Origin of the sequence: Promicromonospora citrea, assembly GCF_013004695.1 — a bacterium.
GTDB classification, from domain to species: domain Bacteria; phylum Actinomycetota; class Actinomycetes; order Actinomycetales; family Cellulomonadaceae; genus Promicromonospora; species Promicromonospora citrea.
The window spans coordinates 21,210-40,356 of the sequence record NZ_JABEMG010000029.1 but is presented as its reverse complement, the minus strand read 5'-3'; the positions used below and the strand labels follow the sequence as shown (position 1 = coordinate 40,356).

Genomic DNA, 19,147 nt, shown 5'->3' with positions numbered 1-19,147 from the left:
GTGCCGTCCGCCGTGCCCGTCGTGACCGTCGCGGGGGAGCACGACCAGCCCGCCCCGCCCGCGGCCCTGGCCGAGATCGCGCGCGGCGTCGGGGCGGCCCGCGCGGAGGTGCTCGACGGCGTCGGGCACCAGGCGCCCGCCGAGGCGCCCGACGCCGTGGCCGCGCTCGTGCGCGACCTCATGACCACGGAGGTGACCCGATGACCGCACCGGACGACCCGGACCGCGCCGCGGACGGCATGCGCGTGCGGCGCGAGGTGCTCGGCGACGCGCACGTCGACCGCGCGACAGAGCGCACCACCGCGTTCACCGCCGACTTCCAGGACCTCATCACCCGGTACGCCTGGGGCGAGATCTGGACCCGGCCCGGTCTCGACCGGCGCTCACGGTCCATGATCACGCTCACCGCGCTCGTCGCCGGCGGCCACTGGGGCGAGCTCGCCATGCACGTGCGCGCCGCGCTGCGCAACGGGCTGACCGTCGACGAGCTGCGCGAGGTGCTCCTGCAGACCGCGATCTACTGCTCCGTGCCGAGCGCCAACCACGCGTTCGCCGTCGCCCAGGACGTGCTGCGTGAGGAGGGTCTGCTCTGAGCCGCCCCCGCACCGCCGTCCCGGGCGCGCTCGCGCTCGTCGGCGTCCTCCTCGTCGCCGCCAACCTGCGCGCGCCCGTCACCGTCGTCGGGCCCGTGGCCGACGACGTCGCCGCCGACCTCGCCCTGACCGCCACCCAGGTCTCGCTCCTGGTGTCGCTGCCGCTGCTGTGCTTCGGCGTGTTCGCGCTCGTCGCGCCGCGGTTGCTGGCCCGCTGGGGCATCGAGGCCACGAGCGTGCTCGCACTGACGGCGCTCGCCGCGGGCATCGTCGGCCGGTCGCTGCCGGGGCCGGGCGCCCTGTGGGTCGGCACCGTGCTGGTCGGCGCGGGCGTCGCGACCCTCAACGTCGCGCTGCCCGCCCTGGTCAAGCGCGACTTCCCCCACCGCGTCGGCCAGGTCACCGGGGCGTACTCGGCGACCCAGTCCGCGTTCGCCGCGGTGGCCGCCGTCGTCGCCGTGCCCCTGGCCGGGACGCAGCCGCAGGGGTGGCGCGTCGCGTTCGGGGTGTGGGCCGGGCTGACGCTCGTCGCCCTCGCGGTCATGACCTGGCGATGGCGGACCGCCCGCCCCGTGACGACCCCCCGACCCGCCGAGGTAGTCACCTGGCGAGGTAGTCACCGCTCACCCTGGCGCAGCGCGCTCGGCTGGCAGGTCGCGTGCTACATGGGCCTGCAGTCCACCTTCTTCTACGCGGTGGTCACGTGGTGGCCCTCGGTGGAGGCCGAGGCAGGGTTCACACCTGCCGCCGCCGGTGCGCACCAGGGGCTGCTGCAGGTCATGGGCATCGCCGCGTCGCTGCTCGCCGGGCGCGTCATCGACCGCACCCGCGCCCGCGGGCAGAGCGGCCTCGTCGTGCTGTTCTCCGGGATGTCGGCGGTCGCCGTCGTCGGTGAGCTGCTCGCGCCCGGGTGGTGGCCGCTGTGGATCGTGCTGCTCGGGCTCGGCACCGCGGCGTCGTTCGTCACCGCGCTGTCGTTCTCCGGCCTGCGCACCGTGGACCACGCCCAGGCCGCCGCGCTGTCGGGCATGGCGCAGGCCCTCGGGTACGGGCTGGCCGCGCTCGGACCGGTGCTGCTGGGCGGGCTGCACGACGCGACGTCGACCTGGACCGTCCCGCTCGTCGTGCTGCTGGTGCTCAAGGCGCCGGAGATCGTCGCGGGGGCGCTCGCGGGGCGGCGGCGGGTGATCGGCGGCTGAGCGGGCCCGACCCCTCGTTGCCCCTTGCCGGGGCCGAGGTCGCTTCGCCCTGCGGTGCCGCGAAGCGAAGCGACCTCGGCCTCGGAAGCCGGCCTCGACGTGCGTCAGCCGCAGTTGCCCCAGCTGCCCCAGCGCCCGCCGGTGGCGACGGTGCCGTCGAGCACGACCTCACCCTTGTACTTCACGCAGAGGCCCGACGCGTTGCTGATCCACGCCCCGCCCGCGTAGGAGTCGTAGGAGGACGAGGCGTCCGCGATGTTCCGCCCGTCCTGGATCCACAGGTAGGCGCCGATCCCGTCGGTCCTGCTGCCGAGGTAGCTGTGGGTGATGACGCAGTTGGTGCCGCCGTTGGCCGACGAGTACCACAGCTCCACCCGGCCGACCTGGTTCCCGCCCGGCAGCCACAGGGTGTCCTGCGCGACGACCGTGCCGGAGCAGCTCGAGGAGATCCCCTCGGCAGCGGACGCGGGGGAGGCGAACAGGACGGTGGAGCAGACGGCCGCCAGGAGTGCGGCGATCGGTCGAGTCAGGCGCACGAAGGGTCTCCTTTGATCAGTGCTTCTCGCCCCTGGTCAGGGCTTTCGCAGACAACGGCGCACGCTAGCGCACGTTTTCACCCGCTGTCTCCGAATGTCAGGGTCCCTGACGCCGGTGCACAGGCGACGTCGAGGCACGAATAAACTGTGCGGCGTGACGCTGCCTGCACCCGACGCCCTCCTGTCCCGCATCGTCGACGGCGGGCTGCTCGACGAACCCGTCGCCGAGAACGGCCTGGTCACCGGCCGGGCCACGATCGACGCGGCGGGAGCCGCGGTCACGGTTACCGTGGACCCCGAGCTCGAGGACAACGGCCCCGACGTCGACGAGGACGCGCTGCTCGAGACGACGTCCCGCATCCTGACCGTGGGTGAGGTCCGCTGGCGTGCGGTGCTCGACGAGATCGCGCTGGAGATCGAGGGTGCCGTCGGCGACGACGAGCCGGTGATCGAGCAGGCCGACCTGCGGGACGACCTGGAGGTGACGTCGGTGGTCGTGTCCGCGGACGCCGTGCGGCTCGCCTTCGACGCGCCGCGTCAGTTCCCGGACTCACGGATCCTCGTGCAGCTCGACGAGGAGCTGGAGGTCGCCGACATCGAGGTCGACGAGCGCGAGGGTGCGACGGTCTAGCTGCTCGTCGCGACGACGCGTTCGACGCCGAGACTTCACCCGCCGGCCGGCGGCTCGAGCCCCGCTGCGCGGTCGGGCATGACACATGTCACCGGTCGGCACGACGAACCTCCCGGGTGCTCGTGACGCCTCGGTACTGGGAGACGTACCGGGCTGCCACGAAGACTGGTCGGACCAGTCGCGGGCAGGTCAGCACGCCGTCCTGCCTGCGCCCGCAACCAGGAAACCGTGGAGGACACGATGTCGGAGCGCACGAAGCTGCCCCCTACCGAGGACGGCGGCGAGCCTGCCACGGCCCCACCGCACGTCCGAGGCGCCCGACGGCGGTCGGCGCGGGGCGGTCCGCGCCGCGGGATCGCCGTGGCCCTGGCGGTGGGTCTCGCTGCCTCGGTGAGTGCCGGCGCCGGCCTGCCCGCTGTGGCCGATGACCGGCCGGCGACCGCCCAGGCGCCGGTGCCCGCGCCGGCGGAGTGGGGTGAGTGCCCGGCCGACGTCGTCGTGGAGGCGCTCCCGTACGAGCTCGACTGCGCGACCGTGCAGGTGCCCCTGGACTACGCCCGTCCCGACGGCGAGCAGATCGACCTCATGATCTCCCGGATGGCCAGCACCGATCCGGAGCGGCGGCGGGGCATCCTGCTGCTGAACCCGGGCGGTCCTTCCGGTTCCGGGCTCACGTTGTCCACCCTGCTGGCGTCCAAGGGCCTGCCCAAGAGCGTGCGCGACGCCTACGACCTCATCGCGATGGACACCCGCGGCATCGGGCACTCGACCGCGGCGCACTGCGGGTTCACCGCGGACACGCCCCACTTCGGCAACCTCCCGCCCTTCGCGGTGGACGAGGCCGCCGTCGACGCGCAGGCGGAGATCGTCGAAGGCGTGGCCCGGACGTGCGCGTCCTCGCCCGACGCCGACCTGCTGCGCCAGCTGAACACCCCCAACATCGCGCGCGACCTGGACCAGGTCCGGGCCGCGCTGGGTGAGGAGAAGGCCAGCTATCTGGGCTACTCCTACGGCAGCGGGCTGGGTGCCACCTACGACGCGATGTTCCCCGAGCGGGCCGACCGCGTCGTGCTGGACAGCAACATCGGTGACACGCACCTGAGCCAGGACGTCATCCGGCTGTTCGGTCCGGGGATGGAGGAGACGTTCCCGGACTTCGCGCGGTGGGCGGCCGAGCGCCACGGCAGCTACGGCCTGGGCCGCACGCCGGCCCGGGTGCGGGCCACGTTCTTCGAGCTGGCGGAGCGCCTCGACGAGCGTCCGCTGGCCGGGGTGGACGGCGTCATCTTCCGGATGGGGACCTTCGGGTACCTGTACAGCCCCGGGCAGTACCCCAGGATCGCCGAGCTCTGGGAGGCGGTGCTGGAGGACGACGGAGCGGCGGTCGCCGGCCGGCTCGGACCGGACGTGCCGGCCCGCACCGTCATGGACGGCGCGGCCGGTGCCGCGGCGGGGAGCGCCGACCTCGCGGACGACACCGACGAGCCCTGGGCGTTCGACAACGCCCTGACGGTGTTCCTCGCGGTGAGCTGCAACGACTCCGACTGGGCCGAGGACGTCCAGCACTACAAGGACACCGTGGCCGCCGACCGCGCCGCCTACCCGATGTTCGGGGCTGCGGGCGCCAACATCACCCCGTGCGCCTCCTGGCCGTACGAACCGGTCGAGCAGGCCGAGATCTCGCGGGAGGGCAAGCGGAACATCCTGATCGTGCAGAACGAGAGGGACCCGGCGACGCCGCTCCGCGGTGGCCGGCTCGCCCGGGAGGCGTTCGGGGACCGGTCGCGCCTAGTGACCGTCGACAACAGCGGGCACGGCGCGTACGTGCTGCACGACAACGCCTGCGCCCTGGAGGTCACCACCACGTTCCTCGTGCAGGGCACCCTGCCGAAGCGAGACGTGTCCTGCCGAGCAGGCTGAGGCACGCGGAGCGGGCGGCGACACTCACTGCTGGTGCCGTGTCGTCGCCCGCACGTGGGCACGCTGCCCCTGCCGGCCGACCAGGCTCAGGTACTCCACCGGGCCGTCCGGCGTGGCGCCGAACCAGTGCGGCGTCCGGGTGTCGAACTCGACCGCCTCCCCGGGCGCGAGGCGCAGGTCGTGCTCGCCGAGCACGAGGCGGAGCGTGCCGTTCAGCACGTACGCCCAGTCGTGGCCCTCGTGGCTGTGCAGCCGGGGTTCCTCGTCCTGGCTCGCGGCCGGCAGCACGAACTTGTAGGCCTGGATGCCGCCCGGCCTGCGGGTGAGGGGGATGACGACCGACCCGTCGTCGCAGGTCAGCGGGCGGAGGTCGAGGCGCGGGTTGGACGTGCGCGGCGCATCGACGAGCGAGTCGATGGTGACTCCGTGGTAGCGCGCCAGGGGGAGCAGCTGCTCCAGCGTCGGGCGGCGCAGGCCCGCCTCGAGGCGCGAGAGGGTGCTGACGGAGATCCCGGTGTCGTGCGCGAGGTCCGTGAGGGTGACGTCACGCCGGAGACGGAGCTGCTTGAGCCGGCCGCCGACGGCGTCGAGCGTCGATGCGGTCATCGGGTCCATCAGGACAGTTTTCCATTCGGCAAGGATGTTTGCCAACGCCGGGCGGCGGTTCGAGGGTGGTGCGCACAGCGCAGAGCACCGCCCGAGAGGAACACCCCGTGACCGTCCCCACCCGGACCGACGCCGCCGACGCGACGCCGGTCCTCCACGACCCGCGCCGCCGCCGCGCCGTCCTGCTCGCCGTCTGCCTCGCCCTCATGGCCGTCGTCGCGTCGGTCTCCGGGCTCAACGTCGCGCAGCCCGACCTTGCCGCCACGTTCGACGTCGGGCAGAGCGAGGTGCTCTGGATCATCAACACCTACACCCTCACGCTCGCCGCACTGCTCCTGCCGCTGGGCGCCGCCGGAGACCGGTGGGGCCGCAAGCCCGTCCTCGTCGCGGGCCTCGTCGCCTTCGGCGGCGCGAACGTGCTCGGAGCCCTCGCGCCGACCGCGGAGCTCATGCTCGCGGCGCGGCTGCTCAGCGGCGTCGGCGCGGCGATGATCATGCCCGTCACGCTCTCCGTCATCACCTCGTCGTTCCCCGGCCAGGCGCGCTCGACCGCGATCGGCGTCTGGACCGCGGTCGCCGGCGGTGGAGGGCTGCTCGGCATGTTCCTCTCGGCCCTCCTCGTCGACGTCGCCACCTGGCGCTGGCTGTTCGCGCTGCCGGTGGCGCTCGCGGTCGGCGCCGTCGTCCTGGCCCTGGTGGTCGTGCCGAGCTCTCGGCAGGCCGTGACCGGGAGGTACGACGTCGTCGGCGCGGTGACGTCCGTCGTCGCGGTCGTCGCGCTGACGTACGCGCTGCACGAGGCGCCCGCGCTGGGCTGGGGCAGCCCGGTCGTCCTCGGCGTGCTCGCCGTCGCCGTCGTCGCGGCGGGCGGCTTCCTGCTGCGTGAGCTGCGCGCCGCCGCGCCGCTCCTGGACGTGCGCTGGTTCGCGACCCGTGGCCTGTCCAGCGGGTCGTTGCTGCTGCTCGTGCTGTTCGGCGTGCAGGCAGGCCTCGCGCTGATGCTGTACCCGTACCTCCAGGTGGTTCTCGGCTGGAGCGCACTGGCCGCCACCGCGGGGCTCATGCCGCTGGCGCTGCTCATGACGGCGGCGTCCGGGCTCGCCCCGCGGGTCTCCGCGCGGCTCGGCATCCGCGCCACGATGGCGGCAGGCCTCCTGCTCGCCGTCGCTGGCCTCGTGCTCATGGCGTCGCTGGTCGACGTCGGGGGCGAGTACCTGGACCTCGTGCCCGGGCTCGTCGTGCTCGGGATCGGCTCCGGCCTCGCGATGACGCCGTCGACCGAGGCCGTGACCGGGGCGCTGCCGAGGGAGCAGCAGGGCGTGGCCTCCGCGATCAACGACCTGACGCGTGAGCTGGGGGCGGCGCTCGGCGTCGCGCTCCTGGGCGGGCTCCTGACGGCCGGCTACCGGTCCGCGGTCGGCCCCGCGCTCGACGCGCTGCCCCGCGACCTCGCGAGCGCGGCCGAGGAGGGCGTGGCGAACGCCGCCGTCGCCGCCCAGGGCGCCGGGGCGCAGGGCGATCTCCTGATGGACGCCGCGGCCGAGGCGTTCGTCTCCGGCTGGCAGCGGTCGATGTGGGTCGGCGCGGCGGTCACGGCCGTGCTGCTCGTCGTCGTCCTGCGCACAGCCCCGCGGGTGGCCGTCCGGCCGTCCGACCGCACCACCGATGACCGCACCACGAATGACCGCACCACGGATGAAGGAGCAGCATGACGAGCACGGCAGCGAGAGCTCAGGACCAGGCCGGGTACGACGCGTGGCGAGCACAGCGGTGGGCGGAGCTCGCCGGACCCGGCGGGAAGGCCTCGGTGGTCGCCCGCGCCGTGGTCAGCGGACCCGGCGACCACGTCATCGACGGCGTCCCCGGACGCTGGTCCACCGACGGTTCGGGCGCGTTGATCGTGTCCGCGGAGCCCGGCGACGGCGTCCTCGTCGACGGTGCCCTCGTCGCTGGGCGGGCCGAGGTGCCGACCGGGCAGTCGTTCACGCTGCCCGGGGGCCGGACCGGGATGGTGGGCGGCGGCGCGGGCAGCTACGGCGTCGTGGTGCTCGACGAGGGGGCACTCGAGCGCTCCCGCCTGGTCGGGATCGACGCCTACGACCACGCCCCGGCCTGGGTGCTCCGGGGCGAGCTGCGCCCCGTGCCCGACGGGCGCCGGGTCGAGGTGGAGCGCCTGACCGTGCCGCGCAGCACGGACCGGATGCCCGCGCCCGTGGACCTGGCCTTCACCGTCGACGGCGTCGAGCACGTGCTCACGGTCGTCGAGGAGATCCCCGGGCAGGGGCTGGTGATCTTCACCGACGAGACGAGCGGTACGGACACGCCCGAGATCGGCCGGTGGCTGACCCTGCCCCTCGCCCCGCCCGGCACCGCCGTCACCGTCGACCTCAACCGCGTGACGCTGTCCCACCACCACGTCGCGCCCCGGGTCTTCACCTGCCCGCTGGCGCCGGCCGGCAACCACCTGCCGTTCCGGGTCGAGGCGGGGGAGCGTCGGCTCGTGTACGCCCCCGGCCCGGCCTCCTGACCCCGACCGACTCGACCGACCGACGAGAGGACCACCTCATGGGACGAACACCTGCCGAGACCGCCGCCACCTACCTGCGGCACCTGGCCGACCGCGAGTGGGCCGAGGCGCGTGCGCTGTGCACCGCCGACGCCACCGTCTGGCACAGCGACGGCACGGGCGACAGCGGGATCGACGAGAACATCGCGGGCATGCAGGCGCAGATCGGCTCCATCGCGTCGATGGAGTACGAGATCGGCCGACAGCTCGGCCGTCGGACCGGAACGGCGGACGAGCTCCTCCAGCAGCACGTCGTGCACGTCGTGACCGCGGACGGCGGCCGCTTCGACGTGAACGCGGCCGTGTACTTCGGGTTCGAGGACGGTCTGATCGCCCGGATCGAGGAGTACGCGACGGCGGTCCCGGTCCCGCCTGGCTGACGGGGCGCGGGATCCTCGTGATCACGGCCGCCGGGTGGGCACGAGCCGCAGGGCGTCCGGGACGCCCAGCACGGCGGGATGCCGCGCTCGCGCGCCACGATCGCGGCGTGCGACAGTGCGCCGCCGGTCTGGGTGACGACGCCCGCGGCGACGCCGAGCAGCGGTGTCCAGGCCGGGTCGGTGTGCCCCGACGGCGATCGCCTGTCCCCGAACGACCACCTCGACCCAGGGTGGGACGCGCGCGTGCTGGACGAGCTCGGCGTGCTGGGCGAGCGGCTCGCGCCGCTGAACGGTCGACTGGCGGCCGTCCTGCCCCGGTTCGACGGCTACCACGCCCGGTACGCCACTGCGCTGCGTCGCGCGCGGTCCGGGGAGTGGTCCTGGGTCGACGCGGTGAGCGTGGACTCCTGTCACCGGGTCTGGTTCCAGCTGCACGAGGATCTCCTCGCGACGCTCGGCCTGGACCGGTCGGTGGAGGGCGGTGCCCACGCGGGGGAGTGACCTGGTGAGCGGACGGCCGGCCGCGACGGCGCGGCCTGCTCTCCGGTCAGGTGCACAGCCTCAGGTGGGGTAGTATTTCTGTCGGCCCCACGGGGCCGAACCGGTAGCCTTGGGCGTGCTCAAGATCACCGCGGGCTGTGGCGCAGCTTGGTAGCGCACTTGACTGGGGGTCAAGGGGTCGCAGGTTCAAATCCTGTCAGCCCGACCGTGTGATGTCGCAGGACATCGGAATGGCCTGAACCTACGAATCGTGGGTTCAGGCCATTCGTTGTTTCCGGGCAGGTCCTGGTGGACGGTCGGTGCCCTGATAGATCCGGGTCGGGTCGAGGATGAGGCCGCGGAGGACCTCGCCGGTCGCTGCGTCTCTGGCGGGCAGCCCGGGCCGCGCACGTCGCAACGCCCCACAATGCCCAGGGAATGGCGCGCGCCACCCTCAGGTTCTGCTGACAGGTCGCCCCCCGAGAGGCGGCGGACGCCCGCAGGAAGGAGCCACCATGGAGCAGCAGCCGGACCGCCCGCTCGACGAGCTCGTCGGGCAGATCCCGGAGGGCTGGTCCCGCGTGCAGGTGGCGGGCGAGCCCTGGGGCGTGACCCGCACGACCCGCGCCCACGGCAAGGTCGTCACCGTCTCCGCCGAGCGCCTCGGCGGCGCCGACAGGCTGAGCGCGAACGTCTGGATCACGACGGACGGGCCGGTGCTGCGGCCGTGCGAGGTACCGGCCGACGCCGTCCTCGGCTTCCTCCGGTCGGCGGCGGGGGAGTACGGCTCCTGACGGAGCCGGTGAGCGACCCTCGACGACCCGCTCACCGGCCCGCGACCATGCAGCCCTCGCTTGTCGGGCGGCACGTCAGACCGCGATGCCGAACAGGTTCTCGGCGTTGCGGAACGCGATCTTCTCCTTGTCCTCCCGCGGCAGATCGACGGCCCGGAACCAGTCGGTCCCTTCCTTGATGCTCGCGAAGGGGTAGTCGGTCGCGAACCTCACCCGGTGAACAGCCAGCCCACACCGAGGAGGACGTCGCCGACCGCCCGACGTCTCGACGGCGAGGACGACGAGGATCGGCCGGCGCCGGCGGGCCAGCAGGGGGGGCCGACGTCGCGCCCAGGAGCAGGACCGCACACAGGTCCACGGCGCGCTCGCCGTCGAAGTCGACCAGGCGGAGCGTGAGCGCGAGGACGACGCCGAGCGCGAACGACCCCACAGCCAGCAGGCGGTCGGCCACCGGCGGGCGGAGCGCCGTCATCGTTCACCCAGGGACATCGACCCGGTCCTCCTCCCGGTCCTGTCGCGTGTGCGGAAGCGTTCCGAGCCACCGTCCCCGCGCACCGAGCGCCATCGTAGGGGCCGCGCCGCGCCGGACGGTGCCACCGACGGACCTCCGGTGCGGCGTCACCGAGATCTGGTGTTCCCGTCGAGATCTGGCCGTGCGCCACCAGATCTCGACGGGAACACCAGATCTCGGCGGCGTGCCGGGCCGGCGGCGGCGCGGTCCCGCAGCGGCGGGGGCAGCCCGTTGACCGCCTCGCACGGATCCCTTAGCGTTGCTGCCAACCACCGATGACAGCGCTGCCATCGGTATCGGGAAGGAACGTCGCCGTCGGGCGGGACGGTGGCGACAGGTATCGCCGAATGACGAGCACCACCCTACGAAGGAGCGAACGATGAGGTTCACCAGAGCTGCCGCCCCGGTCGTCGCGCTGGCCTGTGCACTGGGGGCAGCCGCCCCCGCCGACGCACAGGACCAGAGCGTCCCTGCCGCCTCCCAGCGCGCGCAGGTGCAGCGGGCGCTCGCGTCGTTCGACGCGATGCAGGAGTACATGGCTGCCGACGACGGCACCGGCCTGTACCGCGAGCGCTACCCGAGCGGCGCCGACGACCGCACGTACTCGTTCGAGTGGCCGCACTCCCAGGCACACGTCGCCACGCTCGACCTGACCGGGCTGCCCGGGGCGACGGGCCGGTCGTTCGAGGACGAGCTCGCCGAGGTCGCCCGCGGGCAGGAGCACTTCTGGAACGCCGACGGCGGCACCACCGGCCTGCCCGGCTACGACTCGTACCCGCGTGCCCCGTACGGCGGCGGGGGCGACATGTTCTACGACGACAACGAGTGGGTCGCGCTCGCCAAGGTCCAGCAGTACCTGGCGACCGACGACGAGGCGGCGCTCGAGCGGGCCGAGGAGATCTTCGAGCTCGTCGTCTCCGGGTGGGACACCGACCCGTCGCACCCGGCGCCCGGCGGGGTGTTCTGGACGCAGGCCACCTGGAGCACGGACCGCAACACCGTCTCCACGATGCCGGGCGCGCAGCTCGCCACCCGCCTGTACATGATCACGGGCGAGCGGCACTACCTCGAGTGGGCGCAGCGGATGGTCGCCTGGACCGACGAGCACCTGCTCGCGCCGAACGGCCTGTACTGGGACAACATCAAGCTCGACGGGTCGATCGACCGCACGCAGTGGTCGTACAACCAGGGCGTGCCCGTCGGCACCTACACGCTGCTGTACGAGGCCACGGGCGACCGGCGCTACCTGCAGAAGGCGACGGCGATCGCGGCGGCGTCCTACCGCTTCTACGTCACCGAGGGGCGGCTCGCGGGCCAGCCGATGTTCTTCAACTCCATCTGGTTCAAGAACCTCCTGCTGCTGGAGTCCGTGACCGGTGGCACGACCTACCGGGACGCGATGGCGGACTACGCCGACCAGCAGTGGCGCACCCAGCGCGACCCCTCGACCGGGCTGTTCAACGCCGGTGACGAGCACACCGAGCTGCTGGAGCAGGCCGCGATGGTCCAGATCTACGCCACCCTGGCGTGGCCGCGCGGGCAGGTGCCGATCCTGTACTGACCCGTCCGGACGCTCGCCCCTCACCCGCCGCCGCGGGTGGGGGGCGTTCGCGCGCGGTGGCAGCCCCGGGTCAGCCCGCCGCCGCGCACGCGATGCACGTCCGTGCCGTCGGCCGGGCCAGGAGCCGCTCCCGCGCGATCGGCCGCCCGCAGCGCTCGCAGACGCCGTACGTCCCGTCCGCGATCCGCGCGAGCGCCGCGTCGACGTCGGCCAGGCGGGCCGTGGCCGACGCGAGCAGGGTGCTCGCCTGCGAGCGCTCGAAGGCGATGGTCGAGCCCTCGGGGTCGTGCTCGTCGTCGGCGTTGCTCTGCTGCGACGCCTCGACCATCGAGGTGATGGTGCCCGAGAGCGACGCGATCAGCTCGACCGTGCGCTCGCGGTCCGTGGCCAGCAGCTCGCGGATCTCGGCGAACGACTCGGGGTCCGTCATCCTCGCAGGCTACAAGCAGCGCTCAGTGCGACGCGGGGTCGGCGCCGCGCAGCGACGTGCGGATCAGGCCCGCCACGACGTCCGCCAGGTCCGGCGGGACGGGGCGGCCGCCGCTGAGGTAGCGCCGCACCGCCGCGTACGGCAGGTCGACGGCGACCAGCAGGATCTCGGCCGTCGACGCCGACGTCTGCGACCGGAGCCGGCGCGTCAGGCCGCGGATCGCCTCGTCCCACCGGGCGCTCTCCTGCGCCTCGGTGGTGCGCGCGTCCGCCGGCCAGCCCTCGGGCTCGAAGTGCGAGCGCCCGGCCAGCAGCACGTGCGCGTGGTGGGGCTCGGCGTCGCACCAGCGCACGGTGTACGCGCCGAGCGCGGCGGCCGCCTCGACGGGGTCGCCGTCGAACAGCGGGTAGGCCCCGGAGTGGTAGCTCGCGATCGCCCGGTTCCACAGCGCCGCGAGCAGGGCCGGGCGGTCGGGGAACCGGTAGTAGAGGGAGCCGCTCGGGATGCCGGCCTCGCGGATGACGGCGGCCATCGTGACGGCGCCGGTGCCGCCCGCGCCGAGGATCCGGCCCGCCGCGTCGAGGATCGCGGAGGTGTCGTGGGTCGAGCGCGGCATGCGTTGACCGTACTCCACGGCGTCGTTAGAGTCCTGTCTCTAGAGAGAACTCTCTACAATCGCACCGAGGAAGGCCTCCGATGACCCTCACCGCCGACGACGTCTACGCCGCCGCCCCCTTCGTCCGCACGCTCGGCGTCGAGCTCGAGCAGATCGGTTCGGAGGCCGTCGTCGGACGGCTGGCGTTCTCACCCGGCCTGTCGACGGTCGGGGGCGCGCTGCACGGCGGCGCCCTGATGGGGCTGGCGGACGGCGTGGCCGCCGTCTGCGCGTCCGCGAACGGCGAGCCCGGCGCCCTGCCCGCGACCGCGGAGTCGACCACCCACTTCCTGCGCCCGGCGCGGGGCGCCGCGACCGCGACGGCCGTCCCGCTCGCGGTCACCGCAAGGCAGGTGCTGGTCGAGGTCCGCGTCACGGACGAGTCCGGCGCGCTGTGCGCGCACGTGCTCCAGACGGTGCGGCTGGTCCGGCCCGTGGCGGCGGACGGCTGACCGCGCGGCCCAGCCGTCCGTCATCGCGGCGGGTCCGGGCGGACGTCGTGCGGCGGGCGGCGCCGTCGTCGGCAGTCTGCTCGCGGATCGTCTTCCAGACCGAGGCTGATCGGCTCTGAGCCCGCTCAAAGCCGATCAACGTCGGTCTCGAAGACGAGAAGAGGCGGGGCAGGCCCGTCGCGGCCTGGCACGATGCCCGCATGGACACCTCCGTGTGGCGCGTGCTGCCCGACGCCGGCCCCCTCGTCGCCCCCGCGGGCCGCGGACCGCTCGACGGCGAGACCGTCGCCGTCAAGGATCTCTTCGCCGTGGCCGGTCAGCGGGTCGGCGCCGGGAACCCGGAGTGGCTGGAGCAGGCGCGGGAGGAGCCGGAGCACGCGTGGGCGGTCGCCCGGCTGCTGGAGGCCGGTGCCGCGGTGCGCGGGATCGCCCGCACCGAGGAGTTCGCCTGGTCGCTGACCGGGGCGAACGCGCACTACGGCACGCCGCCCAACCCGGCGGCGCCCGGCCGGGTCAGCGGCGGGTCGACGTCGGGGCCCGCCACCGCCGTCGCGGCGGGCGAGGTGTCGGTCGGCCTCGGGTCGGACACGTGGGGCTCGATCCGTGTCCCGGCCGCCTACCAGGGCCTGTGGGGGCACCGCCCGACGCAGGGCGCCGTGCCCGGCGACGGCGCCCTGCCGCTCGCGCGGTCCTTCGACACCGTGGGCTGGCTGACCCGCGACGCCGGGCTGCTCGTCCGGGTCGGTGACGTGGTGCTCCCGCCGGACACCGCGACGGCGTCGGGCGCGCCGCTGGTGGCGACCGACCTGCTGGACCAGGCGGAGCCGGACGTGCGCGGCGCCGTCGCCCGCGCGACCCGGCACCTGGCCGCGGCGCCGACGGCGTGGGCGGTACCGGACGCGTGGATCGAGGCGCTGCGCGCGGTGCAGGCGGCCGAGGCATGGGCCGCGCACGGGGCGTGGGTCGGCCCCCGGCTCGACCGGATCGGCCCAGCGGTGCGCGGCCGGTTCACGTTCGCCGCGACCGTGACGCCCGAGCAGGCGGACGCCGCCCGGGCCGTCGTCACGCGTGCGGGCGCCGAGATCCGGGACCGGCTGGGCGACGACGTGCTGGTGCTGCCGTCGGCGTCCTCCGTCGCGCCCGTGGCCGACCCGGCGGCGGCCGAGGCGGTGCGCCGGGCGACGGTCGCCGTCACGTCGGTCGCGGTGCTCGCCGGGCTGCCCGCGGTGTCGGTGCCGGTCACGACCGCGGACGGCCTGCCGGCGGGGCTGTCGCTCGTGGGCCCGCCCGGTTCGGACCGGGCGCTCCTGCGCCGAGCGGCCGAGCTCGCGACGGCCTGACTCCCAGGTCGGTACCTTCCCGCGAGGTCGGTGGTTCCGCTCGCGGTCGGTACAAGCAGGTGCCGACCGGCGGCGGGACTACCGATGGGACTGCCGACCTCGGCGGCGCGGGGACCCTCAGACCCGCACCAGGCCCGCGCGGAACGCGACGATGACCGCCTGCACCCGGTCGCGCGCACCGATCTTCGTGAAGATCCGCCCCACGTGGCTCTTCACCGTGGACTCCGCGAGGTACAGGCGGTCGGCGATCTCGGCGTTGGTCAGTCCCTCGCCGATCGCGACGAGGATCTCGCGCTCCCGCGCGGTGAGCCCGGCGACCGCGGTGCTCTCGGCCGCGGCCGGGTGCCCCGGCCCGGGCCCGCCCGCCAGGCGGTGCAGCAGGCGCCGGGTGGCGCTCGGCGCGATGACCGCGTCCCCGGCGGCGACGGCGCGGATCGCGGAGAGCAGGGCGCCCGGCTCGGCGTCCTTGGTGAGGAACCCGCTGGCACCCGCCTCGAGGCCGGACAGCACGTACTCGTCGAGGTCGAACGTGGTCAGCAGCAGCACGTGGGGCCGGCCCGTCGCGCCGTGCCCCACCAGCAGCCGCGTCGCCGCGATGCCGTCGAGGTTCGGCATGCGGACGTCCATGAGCACCACGTCGGGGAGCAGCTCGCGCGCGAGCCGCACCGCCTCGCCGCCGTCGGACGCCTCGCCGACCACCGCGACGTCCGGCTGCGCGGCGAGGAACATCGAGGTGCCCATGCGCTGCAGCGGCTGGTCGTCGGCGATCAGCACCCGGATCGGGTCCGTCATCGTGTGCCCTCCTGTCCGCCCTGGTCGTCCACCGGGATCCGTGCCCGCACCCGCCACCCGGCCCCGGTCGGGCCGGCCTCCAGCTCGCCCCCGTAGGCCGCCGCGCGCTCGCGCATGCCGAGCAGGCCGTGCCCGGCGCCGGGCGTCGGGGGCCTGCCCCTGCCGTCGTCGGAGACGGTCACGACGACCGCGCCGGGCTCGCGCGCGATGCCGACGTCGGCGTGCGCGCCGGGGCCGGCGTGCCGCAGCACGTTGGTGAGGGACTCCTGCACGATCCGGTACACGGCGAGCCGGCGTCCGGCGTCCAGCCCACCCAGGTCACCGCTGCGCCGCAGCGCCACCGCCAGGCCCGCCCCGCGCACCGAGTCCAGCAGGGCGTCGACGTCGTCGAGGCCGGGCTGGGGGCTCAGCGGCGCGCCGTCGGCGCTCGCGTCGTGCCGCAGCACCCGCAGCACGCGGCGCACCTCCCGCACCGACGAGCGGCCGACGTCGCCGATGGCGGCGAAGGCGCGCTCGGCGTCGTCGGGGGAGGTGCGCACGGCGACGCCGCCACCCGTCGCGAGCGAGACGATGACGGACAGGTTGTGCCCGATGACGTCGTGCATCTCCTGCGCGATCCGCGACCGCTCGGCGACCGCGGCCGCGCGCGCGATCTCGGCCTGCTCGGCCGCCAGCCGCTGCCTGCGCCCCCGGACCTGGAGGCCGAGCAGGAGTGCCGCGGCGCTGGTCCCGGTCACCGCCAGCGTCAGCGTGACGTGCTCGCGGGGCGTCACGGGCCCGGCGATCGGCGGGGCGACGAGCGAGCAGACGGCGACCAGCGCCGCGACGCCCACAGTCGTCGCGAGGGAGCCGCGCCGGCTCCCGCGCAGCGCGGCGCCGAACAGCAGCACCCAGACCGCGAGGTACGTCCACGGCGGGGCCGCCGGGGCGAGCAGCGCGCCAAGGCTTCCGGCGGCGACGGCCGCACCCGCGACGAGGAGCGCCGGCTGCGGCCGGCGCCGCCGCAGGACCACGGCCGCGTGCACGACGGCGAAGACCGCCCACCCGACCGGTCCCGACGGCGGGCCGGCGTTCACCGAGACGAGCGCGACGGCCGCGGCGAGCCCCAGGTCCCAGCCCAGGGGATGCCGCCGGTCGATGGCACGCATCCCCGCGAGCGGATCCGTCATGCCCGCATCCTCGCACGGGCGCCACGGGGCCGGCCCGGGCGGGCCGGCCGGTCAGACGTCACGGCTCCGCAGCAACCACCACGCGGCGCCGCCGAGCACCAGGATCCACGCCGCCAGCACCACGACGCCCGTCCCGACGCCGTACGCCTCGCCGCTCAGACCCGCCGTCCGCACGACGTCCATCGCCTGGAGCGGCATGTAGTCGACGACGCCCGCCAGCGGCTCGGGCAGGAGTACGGGGAAGACCTGCGGGCCCATCTGGAAGACCGTGAAGTACAGCGTGACGGCGCCCGCCGCGCTGCGGACCAGCAGGCCGAGCACCACGCCGAACAGCGCGCCGAAGGGGAGCATCAGGGTGCTGCCGACCACGCCGCCGAGCATGGCGGGGTCGAGCAGCGACATGCCCTGCGCGGCGGGCACCGTCCCGGTGACCTGGACCAGGCCGTAGAGCAGCACCGAGCTGAGGACACCGAGCGCCGTCGTCACGCCGACGAGCACGGCGGCCTTGGCGACCACGACGCCGGTGCGGCCGGGGGCGGCCACCAGACTGGTCCGGATGGTTCCCGCGGCGTACTCGCCCGCCATGGCCAGCACGCCGAGCACGACGAGGGCGAGCATGCCGACGGGGTAGACGCCGGTGAAGCTGAACGGGATCTCCGAGACCTCGCCGCTGAGCATGCGTCCCTCGACGACGACGTACGTGCTCAGGCCGAGGAGCAGGACGAACGCCGTCGCGAGCGTGAGGCGCAGCGAGCGCACGGACCACAGCTTGGTCCACTCGGAGCGCAGCAGGCCCGCTGCGGTGATCCGCGCCCCGGTGAGGTCGACGGCGGGCCGGGCAAGGGCTGTGGCGCTCATCGGACGGCCTCCGTGGGGGAGCCGTACTCGACGGCGTCGCGGGTGATCTGCATGAACGCCTCCTCCAGCGAGATGCTGCGGGTCGTGAGCTCGTACAGGGTGATGCCCCGCGCGCCGGCGATCGTGCCGATCTCGCGCGCGGAGCGGCCCTGGACGTCGAGGGTCTCGCGGTCGGGCGTCGTCACGGTGGCGCCGTCGCCCTGGAGCGCGGTCGCGAGGGCGGCGGCGTCCGCGGCGACCACCCGGACGGAGGTGGGCGCGACGGACGAGACGACGTCGGCCACGGTGCCCGCCGCGAGCAGCCGGCCCTGGCCGATGACGACGAGGTCGTCGGCGATGAGCGAGAGCTCGCTCATGAGGTGCGACGAGAGGAACACGGTGCGGCCGCCCGTGGCGAGGTCGGCGAGCATCCGGCGGATCCACAGCACGCCGTCGGGGTCGAGGCCGTTGACCGGCTCGTCGAGCACGAGCACCTGCGGGTCGCCGAGCAGGGCGGCCGCGATACCGAGGCGCTGCCCCATGCCGAGCGAGAACCCGCCGGCGCGCCGGTGCGCGACGGCGGTCAGGCCCACGAGGTCGATGACCTCGTCCACGCGCCGGGCCGGGATGTTGTGCGTCCGGGCGAGCGCCAGGAGGTGGTGGTACGCGCTGCGCCCGCCGTGCACGGCCTTGGCGTCGAGGAGGATGCCGACGTGCCGCAGCGGGTCGGGCAGGTCGCGGTACCGGCGCCCGGCGACGGTGATGGTCCCGGAGGTGGGCTCGTCGAGACCGACGAGCATCCGCATCGTGGTGGACTTGCCCGCGCCGTTGGGGCCGAGGAATCCCGTGACGACGCCGGGCCGGACGCGGAAGGACAGGTCGTCGACGGCGGTCCGCTCGCCGTACCTCTTGGTGAGGTGCAGTGCTTCGATCATGGTGGTCACGCTAGGAACGGTGCAGGTGGCGGCACATCGGCCGGCGGTACCGGGCCTCCGGCGGCGCCCGTACCGGGGGAGTAGTCCCGTGGTGCCTACCGCGGCGCGCGCAGCAGGGGCAGGAGCACGTCGTCGACGATCTCCTCGATCTCCGCCGGGGTCGCGGCCCGCTGCGTGGCGAGGATCTGGTAGCCGAGCAGGTCGAACGCCACGTTCCGGACGCGTCGGGGGAGGTCCGCCGTCGCGATCTCGCCGCGCTCGGCGGCGCGCTCGAGGAGGGTGATCATGCGGGTGTTGCTCCGCTCGGCGACGGTCGTGCGCAGGTCGGCGAGGGTGAGGGCGTCGTCGCCGGTGCCGTCGAGGCGCACCGCGAGCTGGACGGCGATCCGGGCCCGGGTGTCGTTGGCGGCGTGCAGCAGCGCGACGACGTCGTCGCGCAGGGACCCGGTGTCGGGCGTGTCGAAGGGGATCGTGGCGACCACACGGGCGACGGCCGCCGCGGCGAGGTCGCGCTTGCTCGGCCACCGGCGGTACAGGACGGCGCGGCTGGTGCTCGCGCGCTCCGCGACGGCGTCGTAGGTCATCGCCTCGTACCCGGTGGCCACGAGCTCGGCCCAGGCGGCGTCGAGAAGCGCGCCCTCCAGCGCCGCGCCGCGGCGGCGACGCTGCGGCCCTGCGTCGGATCGCTCATTAAGAGACATTGCGTTTCCTATCTCGTCGACGTACCGTGGGTAACAAGATACACGATGCCTCTTAAGGA

General features: G+C 74.4%; 22 protein-coding genes and 1 tRNA gene. 13 read left to right on the top strand and 10 right to left on the bottom strand.

What is annotated here, in order from left to right; genetic code table 11:
* From HLB15_RS08325 to HLB15_RS08315, 3 genes are all read left to right on the top strand, one after another.
* The coding region (locus HLB15_RS08325) for an alpha/beta fold hydrolase (protein WP_249359989.1) at positions 1–204 on the top strand (204 nt) is incomplete at its 5' end.
* Positions 201–593 (top strand): 4-carboxymuconolactone decarboxylase, encoded by a 393-nt coding sequence (pcaC, locus tag HLB15_RS08320; protein WP_171104832.1) that lies wholly within the window; start codon positions 201–203, stop codon positions 591–593. The genes HLB15_RS08325 and pcaC, both read left to right, overlap by 4 nt.
* On the top strand, positions 590–1,792 hold the full coding sequence (locus tag HLB15_RS08315; protein WP_171104836.1) for an MFS transporter: 1,203 nt from the start codon (positions 590–592) through the stop codon (positions 1,790–1,792). Before pcaC ends, HLB15_RS08315 begins: the two co-directional genes overlap by 4 nt.
* A 104-nt stretch (positions 1,793–1,896) precedes the next feature.
* Here HLB15_RS08315 and HLB15_RS08310 read toward each other — a convergent pair whose 3' ends face one another.
* Complete coding sequence (locus tag HLB15_RS08310; protein ID WP_171104831.1) at positions 1,897–2,328, bottom strand: hypothetical protein; 432 nt, start codon at positions 2,326–2,328, stop codon at positions 1,897–1,899.
* A gap of 154 nt (positions 2,329–2,482) precedes the next feature.
* On the opposite strand from HLB15_RS08310, the gene HLB15_RS08305 reads away from it, so the two are divergent.
* A complete protein-coding gene (locus tag HLB15_RS08305; protein ID WP_171104830.1) occupies positions 2,483–2,959 on the top strand; it encodes a cytochrome C5 in 477 nt (158 codons plus the stop codon).
* Positions 2,960–3,349: 390 nt separating this feature from the next.
* Positions 3,350–4,879, top strand: a complete 1,530-nt coding sequence (locus HLB15_RS08300; protein WP_311979564.1) for an alpha/beta hydrolase — start codon at positions 3,350–3,352, stop codon at positions 4,877–4,879.
* A gap of 24 nt (positions 4,880–4,903) precedes the next feature.
* Here the strand turns inward: HLB15_RS08300 and HLB15_RS08295 are convergent, their stop codons facing one another.
* Positions 4,904–5,485, bottom strand: a complete 582-nt coding sequence (locus tag HLB15_RS08295; RefSeq protein ID WP_249359988.1) for a helix-turn-helix domain-containing protein — start codon at positions 5,483–5,485, stop codon at positions 4,904–4,906.
* A gap of 107 nt (positions 5,486–5,592) precedes the next feature.
* Between HLB15_RS08295 and HLB15_RS08290 the strand changes: the two genes are divergently transcribed.
* The 5 genes from HLB15_RS08290 (at position 5,593) to HLB15_RS08265 (ending at position 9,705) form a co-directional block, all read left to right on the top strand.
* Positions 5,593–7,197, top strand: coding sequence for an MFS transporter (locus tag HLB15_RS08290; protein WP_212759642.1), 1,605 nt, complete (start codon positions 5,593–5,595; stop codon positions 7,195–7,197).
* Positions 7,194–8,012 (top strand): DUF1684 domain-containing protein, encoded by an 819-nt coding sequence (locus tag HLB15_RS08285; protein WP_171104827.1) that lies wholly within the window; start codon positions 7,194–7,196, stop codon positions 8,010–8,012. The genes HLB15_RS08290 and HLB15_RS08285 overlap by 4 nt, the downstream gene beginning before the upstream one ends.
* Positions 8,013–8,050: 38 nt before the next feature.
* The gene (locus HLB15_RS24975) at positions 8,051–8,431 is read left to right on the top strand and encodes a nuclear transport factor 2 family protein (protein ID WP_171104826.1); all 381 of its coding nucleotides are present in this window, start codon (positions 8,051–8,053) and stop codon (positions 8,429–8,431) included.
* Between the two features lie 632 nt (positions 8,432–9,063).
* Positions 9,064–9,137: transfer RNA gene (locus HLB15_RS08270), tRNA-Pro, on the top strand.
* Positions 9,138–9,426: 289 nt separating this feature from the next.
* Complete coding sequence (locus HLB15_RS08265; RefSeq protein WP_171104825.1) at positions 9,427–9,705, top strand: peptide methionine sulfoxide reductase; 279 nt, start codon at positions 9,427–9,429, stop codon at positions 9,703–9,705.
* Positions 9,706–9,780: 75 nt separating this feature from the next.
* On the opposite strand, the gene HLB15_RS08260 is transcribed toward HLB15_RS08265, so the two are convergent.
* Positions 9,781–9,918: a hypothetical protein gene (locus tag HLB15_RS08260; protein ID WP_212759641.1), complete on the bottom strand. Its 138-nt coding sequence runs from the start codon at positions 9,916–9,918 to the stop codon at positions 9,781–9,783.
* Positions 9,919–10,595: 677 nt separating this feature from the next.
* Between HLB15_RS08260 and HLB15_RS08255 the strand changes: the two genes are divergently transcribed.
* Complete coding sequence (locus tag HLB15_RS08255) at positions 10,596–11,777, top strand: glycoside hydrolase family 76 protein (protein WP_171104824.1); 1,182 nt, start codon at positions 10,596–10,598, stop codon at positions 11,775–11,777.
* Positions 11,778–11,847: 70 nt separating this feature from the next.
* On the opposite strand, the gene HLB15_RS08250 is transcribed toward HLB15_RS08255, so the two are convergent.
* Both HLB15_RS08250 and HLB15_RS08245 read right to left on the bottom strand, forming a co-directional pair.
* Positions 11,848–12,207 carry a TraR/DksA family transcriptional regulator gene (locus HLB15_RS08250; protein ID WP_171104823.1) on the bottom strand — a complete coding sequence of 120 codons (360 nt, stop codon included), beginning with the start codon at positions 12,205–12,207 and terminating at the stop codon, positions 11,848–11,850.
* Between the two features lie 22 nt (positions 12,208–12,229).
* The gene (locus HLB15_RS08245) at positions 12,230–12,823 is read right to left on the bottom strand and encodes a TetR/AcrR family transcriptional regulator (RefSeq protein WP_171104822.1); all 594 of its coding nucleotides are present in this window, start codon (positions 12,821–12,823) and stop codon (positions 12,230–12,232) included.
* Positions 12,824–12,903: 80 nt separating this feature from the next.
* Between HLB15_RS08245 and HLB15_RS08240 the strand changes: the two genes are divergently transcribed.
* Both HLB15_RS08240 and HLB15_RS08235 read left to right on the top strand, forming a co-directional pair.
* Entirely contained in the window at positions 12,904–13,314 is a 411-nt protein-coding gene (locus tag HLB15_RS08240; RefSeq protein ID WP_171104821.1) for a PaaI family thioesterase, read from the top strand.
* A gap of 200 nt (positions 13,315–13,514) precedes the next feature.
* Positions 13,515–14,654, top strand: a complete 1,140-nt coding sequence (locus HLB15_RS08235; RefSeq protein WP_171104820.1) for an amidase family protein — start codon at positions 13,515–13,517, stop codon at positions 14,652–14,654.
* A 117-nt stretch (positions 14,655–14,771) separates the two neighbouring features.
* Here HLB15_RS08235 and HLB15_RS08230 read toward each other — a convergent pair whose 3' ends face one another.
* The 5 genes from HLB15_RS08230 to HLB15_RS08210 all read right to left on the bottom strand — a co-directional run bounded on the left by HLB15_RS08230 (position 14,772) and on the right by HLB15_RS08210 (position 19,088).
* Positions 14,772–15,446, bottom strand: coding sequence for a response regulator (locus HLB15_RS08230; protein ID WP_171104819.1), 675 nt, complete (start codon positions 15,444–15,446; stop codon positions 14,772–14,774).
* Positions 15,443–16,615 carry a sensor histidine kinase gene (locus HLB15_RS08225; protein ID WP_171104818.1) on the bottom strand — a complete coding sequence of 391 codons (1,173 nt, stop codon included), beginning with the start codon at positions 16,613–16,615 and terminating at the stop codon, positions 15,443–15,445. The genes HLB15_RS08230 and HLB15_RS08225 overlap by 4 nt, the downstream gene beginning before the upstream one ends.
* A 51-nt stretch (positions 16,616–16,666) precedes the next feature.
* Complete coding sequence (locus HLB15_RS08220; RefSeq protein WP_171104817.1) at positions 16,667–17,473, bottom strand: phosphatidylglycerol lysyltransferase domain-containing protein; 807 nt, start codon at positions 17,471–17,473, stop codon at positions 16,667–16,669.
* Positions 17,470–18,387, bottom strand: a complete 918-nt coding sequence (locus HLB15_RS08215) for an ABC transporter ATP-binding protein (protein ID WP_171104816.1) — start codon at positions 18,385–18,387, stop codon at positions 17,470–17,472. The genes HLB15_RS08220 and HLB15_RS08215 overlap by 4 nt, the downstream gene beginning before the upstream one ends.
* 95 nt (positions 18,388–18,482) lie before the next feature.
* On the bottom strand, positions 18,483–19,088 hold the full coding sequence (locus HLB15_RS08210; protein WP_171104815.1) for a TetR/AcrR family transcriptional regulator: 606 nt from the start codon (positions 19,086–19,088) through the stop codon (positions 18,483–18,485).
* Between the last annotated feature and the right edge of the window lie 59 nt (positions 19,089–19,147).